Here is a 20044-nt window from a genome sequence, read left to right on the forward strand (position 1 = left end):
TAGTGTTCTTAGGAGGTATGGAGAGATTGTCCAACTTAAGCTATAAAAATCAGCGGATATTGATCATCCTGCTGTTCTCGTTAGTTCCGGTACTGCTGCTGTTGACGTTCTCATATTTACCTGTATTCAAAATGTTCCAGTACAGCTTCACAAGCTGGGACGGCTTCAGCAAGAAAATGGATTATGTCGGTTTCGACAACTATAAGACGATCTTCACCAAACCGGAGTATTTCGCCGTGTTTAAGGTCAGTCTGTATTATTTCTTCGCCACCTTTGTGCAAATGGGACTGGCACTGTATTTCGCGACCATCCTGAGCTTCAATGTCCGTCTGAAGAACTGGTTCAAAGGCATTCTGTTCTTCCCGACACTGCTCAACGGGGTAGCCATCGGGTTCATATTCCTGTTCTTCTTCAAGCCGGAGGGAACCCTTAATACACTGCTGGACCTGGTTGGACTCGGCGCATGGCAGCAGAAGTGGCTGCTGAATCCGCATCTGATCAATATTTCCCTCGCCTTTGCTTCCGTCTGGAGATACATGGGGATGAACTTCATCATCTTCCTCGGAGCGATTTCCTCGATCGGCAGCGATATTTATGAAGCTTCGGAAATTGATGGTGCGAACCGCTGGCACCAGTTCAGACATATTATCATCCCGAGCATCAAGCGTATTCTGCAGCTCAATCTGATCCTCGCGGTGAGCGGAGCGATCGGTGTCTTCGAAATTCCGTATGTCATGACCGGCGGCTCTAACGGCAGCGGTACCTTTGTCATTCAGACCGTCGATGTGGCCTTTAAATACAGCAAGCTGGGTCTTGCTTCGGCAATGGCTGTAGTGCTTCTGGGTATTGTTATTGTCGTGACCATTCTGCAGCGTGTGCTGATTAAGGAGGAGAAGTAAGAGATGCAACCATTCAAATACAGCGCAGCTTCTTTCTTCAAGTACCTCACCTTAGTCTTAGGCGCGCTTGCCGCCCTAATTCCGATCATTGTCGTCTTCTTCGCCTCGCTCAAAACCAATGCTGAGTATGCCAGTACCGGACCGCTTACCATGCCGGAGAACTGGCTGAATTTCACCAACTATACCAAAGCTTTTGTCGACGGCAAAATGCTGCTGGGCTTCATGAACACCATCATCATCGTACTGATCTCCATTGCCGGCGCTACCCTGACCGGATCGATGATGGCTTATATTCTCGCCCGCTTCAAATTCAGAGGCAGCAGCCTGCTGATGGGCGCTTTTCTGCTGGCAACCCTGATTCCGGCGGTAACCACACAGGTTGCTACCTTCCAGATCATCAACTCGCTGGATTTGTTCAATACGCGCTGGGCGCCCATTCTGATGTATCTTGGAACAGACATTATCGCCGTTTATATCTTCATGCAGTTCCTGGACTCGATCTCCGAGTCGCTGGATGAATCGGCCATGCTGGACGGGGCATCGTACTGGACGATTTACTGGAGAATTATTCTGCCGCTGCTTAGCCCTGCCATTGTTACGGTCATTATCGTGAAGGGCGTTAACATCTACAATGACTTTTATACGCCTTTCCTGTACATGCCAAAAAGCAGCCTGCAGGTCGTCTCTACCGCGCTGTTCAAATTTAAAGGGCCTTACGGCTCGCAGTGGGAAGTCATCTGTGCGGCAATTATGATTGCGATCATTCCGACGCTGGTTGCCTTCGTCTCCTTGCAAAAGTACATTTACAACGGCTTTGCACAAGGTTCAGTAAAATAAAAACATTTGGAGGAATCCTACATTGAAAGAAGTTAAGCTGACTACTGGCCAGAATATCCCGAACATGCCTTGGCAGGACAGACCCGCAGGCAATGACCATCCGGTATGGAGACACAGTGACAACCCGGTCATCAAACGCAATCCGGCCAAAGGCGTTGCCCGGATCTTCAACAGTGCCGTTATTGCCTATGAGGGCAGCTTTCTCGGTGTGTTCCGTGTAGAGGACAACACTACCCGCCCTCACCTGCGGATGGGCCATAGTGCGGACGGTCTGGACTGGACAATCGATGACGGGCCGATTCAGTTTATAGACGAAGCGGGCCAGCCGTATGCACCCCGTTATGCCTATGACCCGCGTCTGGTGAAGGTGGAAGACACCTATTACATCATCTGGTGTACAGATTTCTATGGTGCTGCCATCGGGGTAGCCAAGACACAGGATTTCAAAACGTTCATCAGCCTGGAGAATCCGTTCCTGCCGTTCAACCGCAACGGCGTGCTGTTCCCCAAGAAGCTGAATGGCAACTTCGTGATGCTGTCCCGGCCGAGCGACAGCGGACACACGCCGTTCGGCGATGTCTTCCTGAGCGAAAGCCCGGACTTCGTATACTGGGGCAAACACCGTCATGTCATGACCAAGGGCGGACAAGGCTGGTGGCAGAGCACCAAGATCGGCGGCGGTCCAGCCCCCATCGAAACGAGCGAAGGCTGGCTGATGTTCTATCACGGGGTTACAGGAACCTGCAACGGCCTCGTGTACAGCATGGGTGCGGTGATTCTGGATAAGGACGAGCCGTCGAGAGTCAAATACCGCTCCAGAAACTTCGTACTTACCCCGGAAGAATGGTATGAGGAGAGAGGTTTCGTCAACAATGTGCTGTTCCCTTGCGCAGCGCTGACCGACGCTGAAACCGGCCGCATCGCCATCTACTACGGCGCTGCCGATACCTATGTAGGCGTGGCTTACACCACTGTGCAGGATATTGTGAACTACGTCATCGACACCCATGAGGAAGTGGGCGATGATGCCGGCCTGGGCAAGATCTAGGACATCATCAACCCTAAGGAGAGTCAGCATGAACGAAAGATCACTGCCGCAACTGCAGGCATACGAAGGCAGCAGCCCGAGGCCCGTGGACTTTGAGGACTACTGGGATCGTGCGCTGCGCGAGCTGGAGGCGCAGCCGCTGGATTATGAGCTGGTGCCGGCGGGATTTACGAGCCCGTTGGCGGATTGCTTCCATCTGTATTTCACCGGTGTCGGCGGAGCCAGAATACACTGCAAATATGTAAGGCCGAAGACCCTATCCGGCGGGAAAGGCGGTCCGGGAGTGGTCATGTTCCACGGCTACGCCTGTGACAGCGGCGATTGGCTGGAGAAGGTGGGGTATGCCGCCCACGGAATCAGCGTACTCGCCATGGATTGCCGCGGCCAGGGCGGGTTGTCCGAGGATAACCTGAGCGTTCAGGGCACAACGGTCCGGGGGCATATCATCCGCGGGATCGATGATCCGGACCCGGATCATCTGTACTACCGCAATGTATTTCTCGATACCGCCCAGACCGCGCGTATCCTGATGGCCATGCCGGAGGTTGACCCGGAGCGGGTCGGCGCCTTTGGGTTATCGCAGGGCGGCGGGCTTACTGTTGCCTGTGCCTCGCTGGAGCCGCGCATTAAGGTGGCCGTACCTGTATATCCGTTCCTCTCCGATTATAAGCGGGCCTGGGAGACGAATATTACAACCTCTGCCTATGAGGAGCTGAACTATTATTTCCGCTTCTTCGACCCGCATCATCTGCGCGAGGATGAAATTTTTGGCCGCCTGGGTTATATCGATATTCAGAATCTGGCAGACCGGGTGCAGGCTAAGGTGCTGTGGGTAACCGGGCTGACAGATACCATCTGTCCTCCTTCGACCCAATTTGCTGCATATAATAAAATCACGTCTGACAAGGAACTCCTGGTATATCACGAATACGGCCATGAGTACCTTCCGTATCTTGCCGACCGGACACTGCAGGCATTTATGGTGTTGTGAGATGAACAACAGCCCGTTCACCATTGTGAACGGGCTGTTTTTTGTTGTCTTTTTTTCTGAAACTAATCATTAATTCTCCTGCAAATAATCCATTGTCGAACAATACTATAATTCATTGTAATATTAAGTAACTATGTTTTCAGACACCAAGGAGGATTGCAGGTTGCTTAATAGGTTAAATAATGCGCTTCTCATAAGTAATAAGCTGAGTCTCACAACGCTGTTAACGGGGCTCGTGACGCTGGTAATTCTGCTAACTTCGGGTATTCTTCTGGTGGGTTCGTATGAGTCCAAGAAACGATCATTGACGGAGACGACGCTCCATCTGAATTATATTAATGCTGACCGTATGTCGAGGACGATGGATTCCTTATTTCTATCTATGCAGGGCAGCTTGAAATACAATGCCGGTATATTGTCCGGTATCGAGACCATGGCACCGGAGAAAGTGAATGAATATTTAGATCTGATGCGCAGCAGCAGCAATTTCTTCAATTCTATGACAGTGGTCGAAGCAAGCGGATTAATCCGCAATGTATCACCTGTCAGCTTGGGAACAGCAGGTAAGCACATCACCTCCAGCAATAGTCTGGAAGCTTTGGCGGTCCAAAAACCGTATATATCCTCCCCGTATCTGACAGCGAATACTAAGCGGCTGATCGTGTTTTTGAGCCAACCGATCGTTGGTAACACCGGTACATATCTCGGAATGTTAAGCGGCACGATCTATCTGCAGGAGAATAATGTCCTGTCTGAAATTTTTGACAACGGCCAGGAGGAGGATTCCGGCGCTTATTATTATATTGTGGATTCGGACGGGCATCTGGTGTATCACCCGGACAAGCAGCTTATCGGGGAGAGTGTCAGCAGCAATGCAGTTGTCCAAAGATTGATGAATAAGGAGAGCGGGGAGCAACAGGTGCGGAATACCCGGGGCACCGAGCTGCTTGCCGGCTACTCGAGCGTTCCGTCCAATGGATGGGGAATAGTGGTTGTCTCACCGATTGGTCAAATCCATAAGGAACTGATCGGCCACATTCGTATCCTGATCGGGTATTCCTTATTCCCGTTTATCATCATGCTGCTGGGCGTTATTCTCCTGGCGCGCAAGTTTGCGAGCCCCTTTGTCTACCTGGCCAATGTGGTGAGCAAGATGGGGAAGGAAAAGATAGAATTACGGGAAGCGAAGCAGTATTGGAGCCGGGAAGCTTATTTGCTGACCAATGGTGTATTGCTTGCCTTGGCCAATATTCAGGAGCAGACCGATCAACTGACCCAGGAAGCTGCGACGGATGCTCTGACAGGCCTGATGAACCGGAGATCCCTTGAACAAACGATAAATCAATGGATAACCGCCGATTTACCCTTTTCACTTGTCATGCTGGATGTAGATAAGTTCAAGCTCGTTAACGACACTTATGGCCATAACAGTGGTGATGAAGTGTTAATGCATATTGCCAGGGTGGTGGCAGCCTCTCTCCGCCCGGACGATATCTGTTACCGCTATGGCGGTGAAGAATTCGTTATTCTCCTGGCCCGCACCACGCCTGAAGAAGCCTTTAACGCAGCTGAACGAATTCGCCGGGCAGTAGAACAAAGCGAGGCTCCGGTTCCTGTGCAGGTTACGGTTTCTCAGGGCGTCGCGCATTATCCATCACATTCCCCTGAACAGGAGGGCTTGCTGGAGAAGGCGGATCAGGCGCTGTATCTGGCGAAGAGCGGGGGGAGGAACCGAACGGTTCTCGCTGAATGAACACGAAACAACGGCAGGCTCAGTTACGAGCCTGCCGTTGTTTTTGCGGTTTCAATGTGAAGGAAGCTCCACATTGCAGGGCAAGCTCCGCTTAGGAAGCCTGCTCAAACTGGCTGTTATACAGCTCGGCATAGAATCCGTTCTTCGCCAGCAATTCTGTATGGCTGCCGCTTTCCAGGATATCGCCGTCCTTCAGGACCAGAATCACATCGGCGTTCTTGATCGTGGACAGCCGGTGGGCGATGACGAAGGAGGTTCTGCCCTCCATCAGCTGATCCATCGCCTGCTGAATCAGCAGCTCAGTCCGGGTATCCACGGAGCTTGTAGCTTCGTCAAGAATGAGCATCGGTGCATCCTTCAGCATCGCGCGGGCAATGGTCAGCTGCTGCTTTTGTCCGGCGGACAGGTTGACCTTATCGTTCAGGACGGTATCATATCCGTCGCTAAGGCTCTGAATGAAGCGGTGCAGGCCAACGGCCTTGCAGGCTTCTACAAGCTTCTCGTCCGTGATATTCTGCTGATTGTAGATCAGGTTCTCCCTGATTGTGCCTTCAAACAGCCAGGTATCCTGCAGCACCATGCAGAACAAATCGTGGATGTTCTCCCTCGTCAGACTGCTGATCGGTGTGTCATCGATGTAGATTTCTCCGCCGGTCAGCTCGTTGAAGCGGATGAGCAGATTGACGAGCGTAGTTTTGCCTGCTCCGGTCGGGCCGACGATGGCCACCTTTTGCCCCGGCTTCACATCGGCCGAGAAGTTCTTGATCACCAGGTTCCCGGAATTATCGTAAGCGAATTTCACCTGGTCAAAGCTTACTTTGCCTGCCGCTGTTGCCAGTGTGTTCTCTTTGCGGGTCTCGTCTTCCATTTCTGCTTCTTCGAGGAATTCAAACACGCGTCCGCCTGCGGCCGATGCCGATTGCAGGTTCTGCGCAGCCTGGGCGATCTGGGATAACGGCTGGGTGAAGTAACGAACATACATAATGAAGGCAACGATAACCCCGAAGGAGATAGTTCCATCCAAGGCCAGTACAGCGCCAACGACACAAACGGCTACGAAACCAAGATTACCGATAAAGCCCATCAGCGGCGGCATCAGTCCGGAGAGGAATTGCGCTTTGAAGGCGCTGTTCTTCAGCCCCTGATTCAGTTCCTGGAAGGTGGTGCGCATCTGCGCTTCACCGTTGTAGGCTTTTACAACATTATGTCCGGTATAGACTTCCTCAACATGACCGTTGATTTTGCCCAAGAATTCCTGCTGGCTGGCAAAATACTTCTGCGATTTCTTCATAATAACCGCCATCAGGCCGAAGCCGATGATTGTCGCTACGATAGCGGTAAGGGTCATAATTACATTGGTCCGGAGCATCATGATGATCGAACCGATGAACATGGCTACGGCGGTTACGACTGTACCTATGCTCTGGTTCATCGCCTGGCCGATGGTATCCACATCATTCGTTACCCGGGAGAGGATATCCCCTGTGGCCGACTTATTGTAGTAGGAGATTGGGAGCCGGTTCATCTTATGAGCCAGATCGGTTCTTAATTTCTTGGAGACCTTCTGGGTAATATTCGACATGATCAGGCCCTGCGAGAGTGAGAGCACCGCGCTGATGGCGTAGATCACGACGAGGGTGATGCCGATGGCAGCAATGCCGTCCATATCGATCCCGCCTGCGAGACCGGCAGTGATTTTGTCCGTAATCTCGGAGAGCATATCCGGACCGAGCAGGGTGAGCACGGTTCCGGCCGCCGCGCAGATCAGCGCAATGACGATCACCGGAACGTATTTACGGCAGTAACGGAGCAGCTTGCTCCAGGTATTCTGTCCTTTAGCTTTGGTTTTCATCTTCATTAGGCGAGCTCCTCCTTGGTCAGCTGTGAGTAAGCAATTTCCTGATAGACGGCGCAGGTCTGCATTAATTCGTCATGCGTGCCCATACCGGCAATTTGCCCGGCTTCCAGCACGATGATTTTGTCGGCGTCTTTAATCGTACCAATGCGCTGGGCGACGATCAGCATCGTGGACGCATGAGCATCCTTCTTCAGCTCGCTGCGCAGCTTGCGGTCCGTCTTATAGTCAAGCGCCGAGAACGAATCATCGAAGATCAAGATTTCAGGACGCCGGGCAATCGCTCTGGCAATCGAGAGCCGCTGCTTCTGTCCGCCGGACAGATTGGAGCCGCCTTGGGCGATGTGGGCTTCGTAGTTACCCTCCAGCTTTTCCACAAATTCAGAGGACTGGGACGTGTACACCGCATCTACAATATCGGAGCTGAGCACCTCACCGGCACCATTCTCGCCAAAAGCAATATTCGAAGCCACTGTTCCGCCGAACAGTACCGCCTTCTGGGAGACATAGCCCATTTTATTACGCAGCACCTGCTGGTCGTATTCTTTGACATTGATGCCGTTCACGAGCACTTCGCCTTCGGTAGCATCATAGAAACGGGGAATGAGGTTAACGAGCGTACTCTTGCCGCAGCCTGTTGAGCCGATAAAAGCAACCGTCTCCCCCTGCTTCGCCGTAAAGCTGATGTTCTCCAGCACATAATCCTCTGCGTCCGGATATTTGAAGCTAACCCCTCTGAATTCAAGCTCATCCTCACGCTTCACAGGGAAATGAGTGACTGATCCGTTCTTCAGGCTAGGCACGGTTTCCAGCACTTCATTAATTCGTTTGGCCGATACCTGGGCGCGGGGCAGCAGAATGAAGATCATGATCAGCATCATAAAAGCCATAACGACCTGCATCGCGTACGATGAGAAGACAATCATATCCGAGAACAAGCCCATCTTGGCGGTGCCGTCGGCTGCTTGAATAATTACAGCACCAATCCAATAGATGGAGAGGCTGAGTCCGCTCATAATCAGGGAAATACTCGGCATCAGCGTTGTCATTACATTGTTGGCAAACAAATTGGTGCTGGTTAGCTCGTTGTTGGCGGAGGCGAATTTCTCTTCCTGGTATTTCTCGGCATTGTAAGCCCGGATGACCCGCAGACCGTTCAGATTCTCTCTGGAGACACGGTTCAGATTGTCGGTTAACTGCTGCAGTTTCTTGAATTTAGGAAGAACGAGAGTGATGCAGACGGCGACAATCAGCACCAGCAGCCCAACAGAGGCGCCTGTCGCCAGCGTCCACTGCCAGCTTTTACCCGTAATCTTAAGGATAGCCCATACGGCAAGGATTGGCGCCTTGACCAGCAGCTGCAAGCCGATAACAATCAGCATCTGGACCTGGGTGATATCATTCGTGGAGCGGGTAATCAGGCTGGCGGTCGAGAAGTTGCTGATCTCCTCCATCGAGAAGGACTGCACCTTATCGAATAAATTGGCGCGTAATCTGGCTGACAGGTCGGCCGCGATTCTGGCGGCAATCCCTGCCACGACAATCGAGGTCGCCAGACTGCCAAGCGCACAGAGCAGCATCCAGGCTCCGGCCGTAATGATCTCACTCATTTCGCTTCCCGGGGTCTGGATCAGCCGGGTGATGTCACTCATGTAGCCGGGCAGCTCGAGATCCAGCCAGACCTGCGCGATAATGAACATGAGGCTGATGCCGAATAAGAACCATTCTTTGGGCTCCAGATTCTTCAGTAATTTCAACATAAGAATGACTCCTTTGCGTGTTTGTTGCTATGATCGTACCGGAGAATGATAAACTGAAAATTAACTTTTGCTGAAACAAGCTGAAAATACTATGAAAAAGAGGCCGTCCTGGGAGCGGCCAAGAAGACCGGATATGACAAAAGAGGCCATCCCAGGAGCCGCCATGAGGTGGCCGTTCAGCTTGGGATAGCCTCTGTTTATTGAAGGATAATCAGTATGATATTGCTTAATTTGCGTACTTCTGTTTCCATTCTTCAAGCCATTCCGAATAACTCATGTTTGTAACCTCTTCCAGACTGTCACCATTCAGTGCATAGTATCCGCCCGTCATAACAATAAGTTTGTTTTTGCTCTTAGGTGTTGAACCGCCTCCGATAACCTTACCATCTGCAAACATGACCATTACTGAGGTGTCATAATTATTTTGCTTGTAGATAGAAGCGAATTTCTTCTCAAGAGGATGGCCGCTTACAATAAAGTCATAGGTGACGGTTTCTTTCCCCAGATAGGATTCTGGCTCTGTCTGTTGAACGGCCCAAAGCTTCATATACGAAAGGTCACTAAACATTTCCCGGCTGAGAGTATACCTTGAGGTCTCCCCCTCGTTGACAATGATCTTGTATCCCAGTGAATTCACATATTCTGCGGCAGCTCGTTCATCATCTTGAATCCTGTTTGAATCTTTTTTATTACAGGCTGTGAACAACAGCAGAATAATTCCCATCATGATGAAGACTGTTTTTTTCATAAATGGATTCTCCTGTGCTTGGGAAATCTACCGGCCGATAGTCTTCTGGTTAGATTGTATAATTCATAATTAGTTTTTTGAATGTGGGAATTAAAGGGTTTATATAGAAAAATATAGATTTTATATTTGAGGAAAGTAGTGCAGTGGCAGATGCTGAGTAAATACTAAAAAAGACGAAGCTGGTCAGCTCCGCCTAAATACCTCACTGCTTCAAGAATTATAAAGTACATCTTCCGCCGAGACGGTTCCCCGGCATAGCTCTTCGAAGCTGCCGGCAATCCATGCCGCATCCTCATAACCCAGATTACCGGAATGGGCAATGAGGATGGGATAGGCACCATCTTCCCGGGCCGTGCGCATATCCCAGATGTAGTGATGGCCGCTGCCGTCCATGGCGAAGGGAACCCCGCCCGGCATGTATTCGGGGAATTCGTAGGCAAGCATCATAGAGCGTAACTGGTCCGTACCGAACAGCTGGACATACCGTTCACCGTTGCCGAATTCTCCGCCGTTGGAGTAACGCAGGAAATGCAGGTAGTCAGCAGGCAACGGCATGTCCGGAAGGGTCCAGAGTGCCGGATCGAACGGCCGGTATACGGCATGAAGCGGATCGGTAACCGGAAAAGGATTCCGCTGCCGTCCGGTAATCTCCGCGATTTCCTCTTGCGTCAAAGGCTTGTGCCATTCCTCTGTGAAGCGTGTCAGCTCAGGCTCCGAAGCCCCCGGATGCTTCTGGTAACAAATCTCAAACAACGATTCTACATTCATCTGCTGGTAGCCCCCTTAAGTCTTGTAGATTTAGTGTAACATGAACAAGAGCGGCAGGTTAATCAGGGCAATTACTTGGAGGCAGTTGAACATTGCACTGGTTATAGCTGGTTATGATAGAGAAATTCCGGGTAATGAACGGGAGATTAAGGGCTTGAATGGGCCAAAAATACATAAATTCGAATCCGGAGGGAACCAAAGTGAGCGAGGAAGAAGTGGAAGCAACCGGCTGGGATGCCATTGAGGAACAGATGTCGGGTTTGTATGGACAACAGGAGCCGAAGCATTATGCCGCCTTGTTGCCTTACATGCTGGGGGGAAAGGACCCGCTGAACGGAATTAGTGCCTATAAGGCGGAGCTGCCTTATCCCCATTGGCACTTTGTAACCTTCGGATTCTCTGAGCTATATGACAAGGAATCAGAGGACCCGGAATACAGCGGCTACGGATTTGAGCTGACCTTCCGGCTGGCACGTACTGCCGGAGAAGAGGAGCCTCCGGCCTGGGCGATGAATCTGCTGCAGAACATGGCCAGATATGTGTTCAGCAGCGGCAATGTTTTTGCTTCCGGACATTATCTGGATGCCAACGGCCCCATCTGTCTAGGTGCGGATACCCGGCTGACCGCTCTGGCTTTTACCGGTGATCCGGAGCTTCCGGCTATCGATACCCCGAATGGACGGGTAGAGTTTCTGCAAATGGTGGGGATTACCGCCGATGAACTGGAAGCCATGATGTCTTGGAATACCAACGCATTCCTGCAGGCCAGCCAAGAAGTACTACCAGCATTTATCACCGATCTTGGACGGGATTCACTGCTGCGGCTTCCGGTAATAGAGGATGCAGTGCGGCAGGGGATTGAACGTGACGGGTCCCAGACAGGCATCCTGTATGTGGATCAATTGGACTTCGAGCCTGGCAGAAATCGTCTGCTCAGTAAAGCGCCAGCCGTCCTGGCCATGGGGGCACAGCAGGCAGCAACGGTAGCCAGGCTGCTGCGCGGCCGTCTGCTGAAGGGCAGGAAGCTGACGCTCACCAGCCCTAAGCTGCAGGTTGTGCTGGAACCGGCACAAGAGACTGGCTGCAAGGAAGACGGCGGGAACATCCGCATCAGCCTAAGTGAAGCTGCTGTCCTGGAGCTGGAATCGAAGCTTAAGCCTAAGGAAAGCGAGTTCAAGCTGTCCACGGCCAAAGAACTGATGATACGGGTGAAAAAGACTTATATCAAAGACCAGGAGGGCAAGGTAGTAGATACCATCGGCTAATAGGTGGGGGCGGTCAGGTGGACCGCCCTTTGTTAAGTAATCATCGAAGATAAGGCCCCACTTTGTGGGGATATTTTATTTGGTGGACGGCAGCTTCTTTGAGGCAGGGAGCAGCAGGGTAAAGGTGGTTCCTTGCAGCGGAACACTATCACAGGTGACGGTTCCGCCGTGCAGCTCAGTGATTTTACGGACAATGGTAAGCCCCAGCCCATTACCCGCAGGGGAGTGGGAAGTATCCTGCTGATAGAACTTGTCGAACACCCTGGGAAGTGCAGCCGCACTGATCCCGGCACCGTTATCCCGGAAGGTGATTTCGATCTTGTCTTCGGCCTGCCTCATCGAAACTTCGATTTCGCCATGCTCCGGAGTGAATTTAATGGCATTGTCGAGCAGATTCAGCCAGACCTGATTCAGCATCTCTTTATTTCCCGGCACCTCATAGTCCTGTACGTTGGCTGTGATGGATATATGCTTTTTCTCCATTTTGGGATGCAGAAGTAAGACACATTGGCGGATCTGTTCGCCAACGTTGAAGGGCTCGCGGCCCGTTAATATCGTCTGTGCCTCCACTTTGGACAGGCTCAGGACGTTGGAGGCGAGGGCGGCCAGACGGGTGGATTCCTCAATGACAATATCCAGATATTCATTCCGTTCTTCCTTGCTCAGCTCATCATCCTTGAGAATTTCGGCGAACCCTTTGATCGACACAATCGGGGTGCGGAACTCATGCGAGAAATTGTTGATGAAATCCGTGCGCAGAATCTCAATGCCGCCCAGCTCATCCGCCATCCGGTTGAAATTAGCGGAGAGAATCTTGAATTCTGGCGGATTATTGAGCCGCAGCCGGGTGGTGAAATCTCCTCCTGCCAGCTGGTTGGTGGCATCGATGAAGGTACGGATGGATTTCAGCATCCTCCGGCTGGCCAGACCCGAGGTGACGGTGCCGATCATGATGCAGGCAATTAATGTGATAAAGGTAAGGACTTTGAAATCCTGAATGATGCGTTCATTGAGCACACCAAAGACCATCAACAGATAAACCAGTATGCCGGTAATCAGAACGGTAATGAGGAAGATGATAAATACAGCAAGCGAGAAGTAGAGCGACAGGCCGATTTTACCCGTCAGCCTCTTGATCATGTTCATGTTCTCACCGCCTTATATCCGAGCCCGCGGACAGAGACCAGCTCGAACTCCGGATAGGCTTCAAAACGTTTGCGCAGGCGGTTGATATGCACATTCACCGTAGTGTCCGTGCTTTCGCTGTCCATCCCCCAAATCTCGTCCATCAGCTGGATGCGGGTGAAGATGCGCTCCGGATAGGATAAAAGCTTATAGAGCAGATAGAATTCCTTCTGCGGAAGCGTCTGCTTGTCCTCGTCCCGGGTCACGGTTAATGTGTCATAGTCCAGATGAACCCTGCCGATCACCAGCTTACGGGCACTCGCAATCTGCGAGCGGCGGAGAAGGGCCTGGATTCTCAGCAGCATTTCTTCTGTATCTACAGGCTTGGTCATATAATCATCGGTTCCGAGCCGGAAGCCTTTTTTCTTATCCTCAGGTAGCTGTTTGGCTGTGGCCATTAGGATGGGAATTCGATTGTCCGCCTCCTTGAGCTCTTCGGCAAATTCGTACCCGTCCATCTCCGGCATCATAATATCCAGAATAATCAGATCGATATGCTGGACTTCAAGAACCTCCAGTGCTTCTCTTCCATTCTCAGCCGTTACCACGTCATAACCTTCCCGTTTCAGCACAGCGTTCATCAGCTTGCGTACATGCTTATCGTCTTCTACAACAAGGATCTTTATCATGGTTTCACTCCATAGGTTGTCGGATTTGACCGCGTTTCCCCATCATTCTAATGTAAAAAAAGGCTAAAGACAAAATCTTTAGCTTTTCTTTAGACTCGATTTAGTCTGAATTAAGAATGACGCACTATATTATAGGGAAAAGAACCGCCGGTTCAAATATGAAAACGGGAGTCACTCATGGCCAAACTGAATTTGTTTATCCGCATTTGTATTGCAGTACTGCTGGTGCTGGGAATTATCTATGTAAGCTCACTGGTGGACTTTATTTTCACACCTATTATCTCGCTGTTCAGTGTTGTCATTGTGCCGTTAATGCTGGCCGTCTTCTTCTATTATCTGCTGCGTCCCTTGATTGATTACCTGGCCTCCCGCAGGTTGAACCGGACAGTCGCTATCTTGCTGGTCTATCTGGTTATTGCGGTGCTGCTGCTGGGATTCACGGTAGGCGTCTGGCCGTCGCTGCAGAATCAGCTGGTGAATCTGGCTAATAATATGCCTGGCGTATTCAATGCCGTGGGAGAGCAGCTGACGAAGCTGGAGGACAGCGATTTGTTGTCGAAGCTGATTCCTGCGGATATGAATCCGGCCAGCCAGCTGATGGATTATTTGAATAAAGGCTTTTCGTTATTGACGGTCTATGTGTCGGGGCTATTCTCCTTCGTCTCCAATTTCGCCATTGTACTCTTTACCTTTCCGATCCTGCTGTTCTACATGCTCAAGGAAGGCGGGAAGTTCGGCGACAAGCTCGTTAGCTTCTTTCCAAAACGTTATCATGAGGAAGGTGCGTCCGTTGTTGCTGAAATCGACGGGGTGATGAGCAGCTTCATCGTCGGGAGGGTGCTGGTTAACCTGGCGCTGGGGGTTCTGATGTATTTTGGTTTTCTGCTGATTGGGCTGCCGTATGCGCTGCTGCTGACACTGGTGGCTGTGCTGATGAACTTCATCCCGTTTATCGGGGCAATTCTGTCCACCGTGCCGATCTTCATCTTCGGTCTGATCGAGTCGCCGTCCACAGCCATCTGGTCGATCGTGGTTGTGCTGGTCGCGCAGCAGATTCAGGATAACCTGGTGGCGCCTTATATCTTCGGAAAAAGCATGGATATCCATCCGCTGACCACGATTATTCTGGTCCTGGCGGGCGGTGATTTCGGCGGTATTATCGGCATCCTGCTGATTATTCCCGTCTACATGATGCTGAAGATTATCACAGTCAAGCTCTATGAGCTGTTTGTCCGGCAGCGCTGGGAAAAGGAACCGGAAGTCCCTGCGGAAGCGGGGGATTAAATGGTATAGAGGAAGGACCGGGAGGCCGTTTTTAGGCTTTCCGGTTTTTTTGGATTTGATGATGCTTAGTAACTGAGCCGGGATTGGCACTGATGGTGAGAGATAGTGGGATTAATCCCACTACCAGGGCCGAGGATGGCCCGAATGGTGAAAATAGAGGGATAAATCCCTTTAACGGCGCCAGAAATGGCTCTGATGGTGAAAATAGAGGGATAAATCCCTTTAACGGCGCCAGAAATGGCTCTGATGGTGAAAATAGAGGGATAAATCCCACTAATAGCGCCAGAAATGGCCCGAATGGTGAAAATAGAGGGATAAATCCCACTAATAGCGCCGGGGATGGCTCTGATGGTGAGAGATAGAGGGATAAATCCCACTAATAGCGCCGGAAATTCATAACACTTACTGCGCGGCCTGTTTTCTGAACTCGCTGGGCGTTACCGATAGTGCCTGCTTGAAGATTTTACAGAAATACATAGAGGAATTGAAGCCACAGGCATTCCCGATCTCCAGAATGGACAGATTGGAATTCACAAGCAGATTGCAGGCATGCTGGATCTTGATATTGTTCAGGTATTGGATCAGGGTGAGACCGGTCGCTTCTTTAAAGACATGGCATAAATAATATTTGGACATGAAGAATGCTTCGGCGATTTCTTCGATTTTGCTGATCCGGTTATAGTTCTGACTGATGTATAGCAGGATCGGGGCGAAGTTTGCGTAGGCCGCAGGCACATGCTCCACTCTGGGTGATCTTACATTCTCATTCAGGATATTCAGGATATCCGCTAAATAGATGAAAATCCGGTTAGAGGGATCATCAATGTTCTCCTTGTCGAGCAGCAGCAGCAGCTTCTTAATTCTCGGAAAGGTTTCTTTGCTAGTGGAGATGATTTCTTTGTCGAAGCAGCTCAGCAGCGACTGAATCGAACGGTCCGTGAAGTGCAGCCGCAGAAAACGGTCGGTGAAATACAGGCAGGTCCTGGCACAGGAGTGATTACCCCGGCTTTTGTGAAAGGAATTGGGCTTGAATAAGGCCACGTCATGCATCGTGATGTCGTACAAGGCGTCATTGACCACGAAATGATGATAGCCGTCTTCGAGAAAATATAGCTCATACGAGTTGTGATAGTGGAATGCCGGCATCTCGTAGTTGGAGTCATGTTTCTCGTATTCCATGGAGAATAACGGATGGGCTTGATATAAATCAGCTTTCATAAATGACGCCTCCCTTATCTATAGCAATATAATACAACAAATCGCGAAATGAACAATATACTAAAAGATTATTGCTGTGATTTGCTGTATATTCGAGTCAATAAATAGAGTTGATATAGGAGGCAAACAATTTGTCGTACGAATTAGTTAAGAGAAACACCACAATCCAAATCTACATGTCCGAAACAGAGAATAGCGCGGTACATATAGCGGTTAACAATCTTATCCGTGATATTGCGGCGGTATGCGGCTGCAAGGCGGTCCTTTCCCAAGAAATCGGTCAATGCAGTATTGTAATCGGGACGGCAGATAACGAGGCGGTGGCTGAGAACATTTCAGGGAAGCGGTTATCGCTTGACAAGCTTAGAGCTGAAGGCGCTTACCGCTGGGAGGGTTTTCTACAGGAGCTTGTAGACGGTGTATTGTACATTATCGGTACAGACAGACGCGGGACTATTTATGGAATATACGATTTATGTGAGCAGCTCGGCGTTTCTCCGTGGTATTACTGGGCGGATGTTCCGGTTAAAGTTAAAGACACCTTCAGTCTCCCTGCGGATTACTCCAAGGCGGATTGGCCGTCTGTGAAATACAGAGGGATCTTCCTGAATGATGAAGAGGAGCTGAACGATTGGGCGAAGCTGCATACCGCTGACGATACGATTGGCCCTGAGGCATATGAGAAAATTTTTGAGCTGCTGCTCCGCCTGAAAGGGAATTATATCTGGCCGGCGATGCATGTGAATTTCTTCAATGGCAACCTGCGGAATGGCGCTCTTGCTGAAGAGATGGGGGTTGTTGTCGGGACTTCCCACTGTGATATGCTGCTGCGCAGCAACCAGAACGAATGGACACCGTGGATCATGAGCAAAGGGTATACGGATGCTGTCTACGACTACTCTATTGAAGGCAGAAACCGCGAGATTCTACTGGAGTACTGGCAGGAAAGTGTGGAACAGAATAAGGATTACGAAGTCAGCTTTACGATGGGCATGCGCGGCATTCATGATTCCGGATTTCATACGAAGTCGATCGATGAAGATGATTCCTTAAGCGCGGAGGAGAAGACTACGGCTAAGGTCCGCCTGCTCGGTGAAATTATTAAGGATCAGCGGAAGATTCTTACAAAAGTACTCGGGGAAGCCAAGGGAGCCGATGTGCTGCAGACTTTTGTCCCCTATAAAGAGGTGCTGGATCTGTACAATCTCGGTCTTGAAGTGCCGGAGGATGTCACGCTGATCTGGGCCAATGACAATTTCGGGCATGTGCGCCGTTATCCGAATGAGGCGGAACGGGGGCGCAGCGGCGGGCACGGGCTGTACTACCATTCATCCTACTGGGCGCACGGGGGAACGGCCATGAGTTATCTGTTTATCAATTCGATCCCCCTGGCCCACACCGGCAATGAACTGCGGAAGTCCTATGAATCGGGAATCCGTAATATATGGGTGCAGAATATAGGCGGACTCAAGCCGCTGGAGCAGGATATGGAATTCTTCATCCGCTACGGCTGGGAAGCAGGTAGAGAAACGGGAATCACCAAGAACACCCGGCAGTTCACCGAGCACTGGATCAATACGAATTTCTCCGGCAATCACGGTGCTGAAGCGGCTGAGTTATATGAAGTTTTTGCCCAGGTAACCAATGTGCGGAAGATTGAACATATGAATTCGGATGTTTTCACGCAAACGGTGCTGGGGGATGAAGCCGGACGCAGGCTGATGAAGCTTGAGGATATATATAGACGGGGAAATGCCATTCTGGACAGCCTGCCGCCGGAGGAGCGTTCTGCATTCTTCCAATTGTTCCTGATGAAGATTCACGCATCCTACTATACCAACCATGAGTTCTATTATGCTGACCGGAGTAACCTTTCCTACGCGCGGGGGAATATGCAGGCAGCAGACCAGTACACGGAGCTATCCGGTAAAATGCTGGATTACAAGCGGACCATGCTGCATTTCTACAATTATAAGATGAGCGAAGGAAAATGGGAGGGCATCCTCACGCCTGAGAGCTTCCCGCCGCCGCCGACAGCGATGTTTCCGGCAAGAAAGCCTGCCCTGAGCATTTCCGGAAGCGGTGTAAAAGTGAATCTGTGGAATGATGATGAGGTACTCTCATTCTCAGTTTATGGGATGACGCAGAAGTGGATTGAGATTGGGAACCAGGGAGCTGGCAGCCTGCCGTACTTTATTGAGGTAGCGGAAGGAGCGGACTGGATTACCCTCTCTGAGAGTGAAGGGACGATCCACACCGAGAAGAGAATTCTCGTATCGGTATTGAATCCGGCGGAGCATGCGGGTAAGCAGGGAATTATTAATGTTCTTGATCACAGGGACGGCAGTGTGATTCCGGTTAAGGTTCAAGTTGAGGAAGCCGTAGAGCTACCCGAAGGGGTTGCCGCTTATATTGAAGCGGACGGCTATGTATCCATCCCGGCAGCGGGATACGACCGGAATATTTTTCATGATGGTGTGGAAGGAGAAGCGGCGAAGGCTGGCTGGATAACCGTGCCGGGCCTCGGAAGACATGAAGGGGACGCGGTGATGGCCTGGCACTCGGAGCTCACTCCGGCCGGGGATGTGCTGAAGGAGAATCCTCATCTGGATTATGATCTGTATTTACAGCATAGCGGAAAGTTCAAGCTGGAAATCCACAGGTTTCTTACGCTGGATTCAACGGGGCAGATCCGCTTCGGCGTCGGCATGGATGAAGAAGAGCCTTTTATTGTAGAAAGTGAGACCCGTGACGAATGGCTCGGCAACTGGAAGGAAGCTGTGTTCGATAATGGCGAGAAAATCACTGTGGAGCTTCCGTTCGTCTCTTCCGGAGCCCATACCCTAAAAATATATATGGTCGACCGCTATGTGACCCTTAGCAAACTTGTGCTGTATACCAACGCGCAAAGCGGAAGCAATCTGGGTCCTGTCTTCAGCAGACATGGGGAAACACCGGTTGCCGCGTATGGAATGGAGGGTCCAGATGTACAGTGGGATGAACTGGAACGGTTGCGTAGCGGGTTATACTTAACCAGTATAGATGAGGTTCCGCCTCCCAATCTCTTGTATGCGGACCGGGAGTTCTTCCAGACGATGAACACTCAGATTTTTAATAAGCTTGTGAATTCCCCGCAGACTGAGCTAGGTGAGCCGCGTTATGCTAATATCAGCGGAAATGACGGGAGTAAGGATTGGCTTCAGGAATTTGGTTCGGGTGTCTTCGTTGAACAGGACGGGGTTCTGGCGATTGAAGCGGAGTATGCCCTGGAGAATTCAGCGAATGCTTATCTTACAACGGCTGCGGACGGAAGTGGCCTGAGCTGGAGCCATCTGCAGGCGGAAACGAACGGACGGACCGGGCTGGCGATGCACGTAGCTCCGCCGGGAATCCGCTGGGATCACCCGGAGCAGGCTCCGGCTATGAACTACCGTCTGAATATCAGTACACCGGGAACTTACCAGGTCTGGATGCTGCTCCGGCATTATAATGACAAGTCGGACTCCTGCTACCTGGCGCTGGATGGCGAGGTGCAGCCGCTATCCGAGCAGTTCGGCGGAGGTACGCTGCATACGTACAACACTGCGTATGTGTACTATTGGTGTGCGATCTCTGACCTGGCGCTCACCGCCGGTGAGCATGTGCTGTCCGTCCTGGCCAGAAAGTTTCAGCTGCGGATCGACCGGATCTACTTGACCACCGGTGATGAGCTGCCGCCAGTTGATGCGGAGTGGAAGGACTCGGAGCGAAGATAGCTGCGGGGAATTGAGGAACTCGGGGGAATCGAGGAACTCAGGGAACTCG

Annotated in this window: 15 protein-coding genes; 8 read left to right on the forward strand and 7 right to left on the reverse strand. The window is 51.0% G+C overall.

Annotation, left to right across the window (positions count from 1 at the left end):
- Positions 1-17 precede the first annotated feature (17 nt).
- From NSQ73_RS07700 to NSQ73_RS07720, 5 genes are all read left to right on the forward strand, one after another.
- Complete coding sequence (locus tag NSQ73_RS07700) at positions 18-899, forward strand: carbohydrate ABC transporter permease (RefSeq protein WP_042138986.1); 882 nt, start codon at positions 18-20, stop codon at positions 897-899.
- Positions 900-902: 3 nt separating this feature from the next.
- The gene (locus NSQ73_RS07705) at positions 903-1736 is read left to right on the forward strand and encodes a carbohydrate ABC transporter permease (RefSeq protein ID WP_042138985.1); all 834 of its coding nucleotides are present in this window, start codon (positions 903-905) and stop codon (positions 1734-1736) included.
- 64 nt (positions 1737-1800) lie between these two features.
- Positions 1801-2784, forward strand: a complete 984-nt coding sequence (locus NSQ73_RS07710; protein ID WP_197074406.1) for a glycoside hydrolase family 130 protein — start codon at positions 1801-1803, stop codon at positions 2782-2784.
- 28 nt (positions 2785-2812) lie between these two features.
- Positions 2813-3775, forward strand: a complete 963-nt coding sequence (locus NSQ73_RS07715; protein WP_340985995.1) for an acetylxylan esterase — start codon at positions 2813-2815, stop codon at positions 3773-3775.
- A 163-nt stretch (positions 3776-3938) separates the two neighbouring features.
- Positions 3939-5528 carry a sensor domain-containing diguanylate cyclase gene (locus tag NSQ73_RS07720; protein ID WP_340985996.1) on the forward strand — a complete coding sequence of 530 codons (1590 nt, stop codon included), beginning with the start codon at positions 3939-3941 and terminating at the stop codon, positions 5526-5528.
- A 91-nt stretch (positions 5529-5619) separates the two neighbouring features.
- Here NSQ73_RS07720 and NSQ73_RS07725 read toward each other — a convergent pair whose 3' ends face one another.
- From NSQ73_RS07725 to NSQ73_RS07740, 4 genes are all read right to left on the reverse strand, one after another.
- Complete coding sequence (locus NSQ73_RS07725; RefSeq protein WP_340985997.1) at positions 5620-7386, reverse strand: ABC transporter ATP-binding protein; 1767 nt, start codon at positions 7384-7386, stop codon at positions 5620-5622.
- Positions 7386-9143, reverse strand: coding sequence for an ABC transporter ATP-binding protein (locus tag NSQ73_RS07730; RefSeq protein WP_340985998.1), 1758 nt, complete (start codon positions 9141-9143; stop codon positions 7386-7388). Before NSQ73_RS07730 ends, NSQ73_RS07725 begins: the two co-directional genes overlap by 1 nt.
- A 226-nt stretch (positions 9144-9369) precedes the next feature.
- The gene (locus NSQ73_RS07735; RefSeq protein WP_340985999.1) at positions 9370-9891 is read right to left on the reverse strand and encodes a hypothetical protein; all 522 of its coding nucleotides are present in this window, start codon (positions 9889-9891) and stop codon (positions 9370-9372) included.
- Positions 9892-10101: 210 nt separating this feature from the next.
- The gene (locus NSQ73_RS07740; RefSeq protein ID WP_340986001.1) at positions 10102-10659 is read right to left on the reverse strand and encodes an SMI1/KNR4 family protein; all 558 of its coding nucleotides are present in this window, start codon (positions 10657-10659) and stop codon (positions 10102-10104) included.
- Between the two features lie 251 nt (positions 10660-10910).
- Between NSQ73_RS07740 and NSQ73_RS07745 the strand changes: the two genes are divergently transcribed.
- Positions 10911-11924 carry a suppressor of fused domain protein gene (locus tag NSQ73_RS07745; protein WP_340989226.1) on the forward strand — a complete coding sequence of 338 codons (1014 nt, stop codon included), beginning with the start codon at positions 10911-10913 and terminating at the stop codon, positions 11922-11924.
- 75 nt (positions 11925-11999) lie between these two features.
- Here NSQ73_RS07745 and NSQ73_RS07750 read toward each other — a convergent pair whose 3' ends face one another.
- Positions 12000-13070 (reverse strand): sensor histidine kinase, encoded by a 1071-nt coding sequence (locus tag NSQ73_RS07750; protein ID WP_340986002.1) that lies wholly within the window; start codon positions 13068-13070, stop codon positions 12000-12002.
- Complete coding sequence (locus tag NSQ73_RS07755) at positions 13067-13738, reverse strand: response regulator transcription factor (protein ID WP_042238251.1); 672 nt, start codon at positions 13736-13738, stop codon at positions 13067-13069. The genes NSQ73_RS07750 and NSQ73_RS07755 overlap by 4 nt, the downstream gene beginning before the upstream one ends.
- 177 nt (positions 13739-13915) lie before the next feature.
- On the opposite strand from NSQ73_RS07755, the gene NSQ73_RS07760 reads away from it, so the two are divergent.
- Positions 13916-15022, forward strand: coding sequence for an AI-2E family transporter (locus NSQ73_RS07760; RefSeq protein ID WP_171717283.1), 1107 nt, complete (start codon positions 13916-13918; stop codon positions 15020-15022).
- A 402-nt stretch (positions 15023-15424) separates the two neighbouring features.
- Here the strand turns inward: NSQ73_RS07760 and NSQ73_RS07765 are convergent, their stop codons facing one another.
- Positions 15425-16240, reverse strand: a complete 816-nt coding sequence (locus NSQ73_RS07765; RefSeq protein ID WP_340986003.1) for a helix-turn-helix transcriptional regulator — start codon at positions 16238-16240, stop codon at positions 15425-15427.
- A gap of 131 nt (positions 16241-16371) precedes the next feature.
- Here NSQ73_RS07765 and NSQ73_RS07770 point away from each other — a divergent pair, with 131 nt between their 5' ends.
- Entirely contained in the window at positions 16372-19995 is a 3624-nt protein-coding gene (locus NSQ73_RS07770) for a glycosyl hydrolase 115 family protein (protein WP_340986004.1), read from the forward strand.
- Positions 19996-20044 lie beyond the last annotated feature (49 nt).

Origin of the sequence: Paenibacillus sp. FSL R10-2736 (assembly GCF_038000245.1) — a bacterium.
Classification (GTDB): domain Bacteria; phylum Bacillota; class Bacilli; order Paenibacillales; family Paenibacillaceae; genus Paenibacillus_AQ; species Paenibacillus_AQ phytohabitans.

Bases quoted from the DNA above. Each gene is read 5' to 3' on its own strand.
- NSQ73_RS07740 (WP_340986001.1), bottom strand. From the start codon at position 10,659: ATGAATGTAGAATCGTTGTTTGAGATTTGTTACCAGAAGCATCCGGGG.
- NSQ73_RS07725 (WP_340985997.1), bottom strand. From the start codon at position 7,386: ATGAAGATGAAAACCAAAGCTAAAGGACAGAATACCTGGAGCAAGCTG.
- NSQ73_RS07700 (WP_042138986.1), top strand. From the start codon at position 18: ATGGAGAGATTGTCCAACTTAAGCTATAAAAATCAGCGGATATTGATC.
- NSQ73_RS07715 (WP_340985995.1), top strand. From the start codon at position 2,813: ATGAACGAAAGATCACTGCCGCAACTGCAGGCATACGAAGGCAGCAGC.
- NSQ73_RS07760 (WP_171717283.1), top strand. From the start codon at position 13,916: ATGGCCAAACTGAATTTGTTTATCCGCATTTGTATTGCAGTACTGCTG.
- NSQ73_RS07750 (WP_340986002.1), bottom strand. From the start codon at position 13,070: ATGAACATGATCAAGAGGCTGACGGGTAAAATCGGCCTGTCGCTCTAC.
- NSQ73_RS07765 (WP_340986003.1), bottom strand. From the start codon at position 16,240: ATGAAAGCTGATTTATATCAAGCCCATCCGTTATTCTCCATGGAATAC.
- NSQ73_RS07745 (WP_340989226.1), top strand. From the start codon at position 10,911: ATGTCGGGTTTGTATGGACAACAGGAGCCGAAGCATTATGCCGCCTTG.
- NSQ73_RS07755 (WP_042238251.1), bottom strand. From the start codon at position 13,738: ATGATAAAGATCCTTGTTGTAGAAGACGATAAGCATGTACGCAAGCTG.
- NSQ73_RS07730 (WP_340985998.1), bottom strand. From the start codon at position 9,143: ATGTTGAAATTACTGAAGAATCTGGAGCCCAAAGAATGGTTCTTATTC.
- NSQ73_RS07735 (WP_340985999.1), bottom strand. From the start codon at position 9,891: ATGAAAAAAACAGTCTTCATCATGATGGGAATTATTCTGCTGTTGTTC.
- NSQ73_RS07710 (WP_197074406.1), top strand. From the start codon at position 1,801: ATGCCTTGGCAGGACAGACCCGCAGGCAATGACCATCCGGTATGGAGA.
- NSQ73_RS07705 (WP_042138985.1), top strand. From the start codon at position 903: ATGCAACCATTCAAATACAGCGCAGCTTCTTTCTTCAAGTACCTCACC.